This window comes from Acinetobacter sp. AL9 (assembly GCF_041464035.1).
Taxonomy (GTDB): Bacteria; Pseudomonadota; Gammaproteobacteria; order Pseudomonadales; family Moraxellaceae; genus Acinetobacter; species Acinetobacter towneri.
The window spans coordinates 1-1,034 of the sequence record NZ_JAYFSK010000133.1 but is presented as its reverse complement, the minus strand read 5'-3'; the positions used below and the strand labels follow the sequence as shown (position 1 = coordinate 1,034).

General features: G+C 32.9%; 1 protein-coding gene and 3 pseudogenes. 2 read left to right on the top strand and 2 right to left on the bottom strand.

Annotated elements, in window-relative coordinates; translation table 11 throughout:
* A pseudogene (locus ACEO2X_RS13895) lies at positions 1–116 on the top strand (IS982 family transposase); the annotation flags it as partial.
* A gap of 184 nt (positions 117–300) precedes the next feature.
* Here ACEO2X_RS13895 and ACEO2X_RS13890 read toward each other — a convergent pair.
* Positions 301–720, bottom strand: coding sequence for a hypothetical protein (locus ACEO2X_RS13890; protein WP_371972163.1), 420 nt, complete (start codon positions 718–720; stop codon positions 301–303).
* Between the two features lie 5 nt (positions 721–725).
* Positions 726–911 (bottom strand): annotated as a pseudogene (locus ACEO2X_RS13885) (hypothetical protein); the annotation flags it as partial.
* Positions 912–949: 38 nt separating this feature from the next.
* Between ACEO2X_RS13885 and ACEO2X_RS13880 the strand changes: the two are divergent.
* Positions 950–1,034, top strand: a pseudogene (locus ACEO2X_RS13880) (IS5/IS1182 family transposase); the annotation flags it as partial.

The following is a 1,034-nucleotide window of genomic DNA, read 5'->3' as shown; positions in this document are numbered from 1 at the left end:
AACATCGTTCGATTGCTGGTTTTTTAGCAGGCGTATTTTCTTCACTATGTGCGTATCAACTTTGCCAAAAGAATAAGCCTAAAATTCATGTGATTAAATCTTTGGCTTATCCGTAACTGGGGTTATAATAGTAATTATCATTTAGTAAGTTTTTTAGTGAATTTATAAAGCTAGTCACATAAGTAGGAGAGTCTAAAGTTCCTAGATACTCCCCCTCAATACATAAACGCAATGGGATGAAATTACTATTCTGATAATTTCCATCAAACTCTATAAAAACTTGATCGTTTCCAATTCTATTCATTTGCTATCTACCATTTTTATCAAGTCAGAAGGGACATCAGAAATCTTGATATTTCGTTCCTTTCCTGAGGACGTAATACCTTTTGTCGAACCATTCCAATGGAAATTGCCATTACCATCATCTTGAAACCTATGATAAATGACCTTCCCATCTTTATTTTCAATTGCCCATCTATTTTTTGGATCACTATCAATTTTTACACTGTTTTCCCATAATTTTACATGATTGTCAGGAATTATTGCCTTAGTAGAGTTATAAGGCATATTTCCATCTTTCAAGTCATGATGTCCTGGATCTTCATAATATTGTGTTTCAACATTAATAACTTTATCTTTAGTTGATGGCTTGGTGCCTTCGACTATGTAATTACCAATAGTATTATTACTTTCGTCCTTATGTATGCCTAAAATCAGCAAAAAATCTATTTTTTAAATTCAGTAATATTAATAGGCTGATCTTTGACTAACTCAAGTACTCCTTCACCACCTTTAAAGTGAATAGATACACCATCATCATTGCTCAGTAAAATACCGCTACCAGATACAGCACGTTTTAAATGATAAACTGTGTCTGAATTATCTACCATTTCTGCAGTTTCAAAATTAGACCTCTTGCGAAAGTAAAAACTACCTCAATATAGATTTCATGAAATATCAGAAATTAAACCGTTTTTCAGATTCTGAATTCAAGCGCTTGGTTGGTGTACCTCGACCAGTTTTTAGTGAAATGG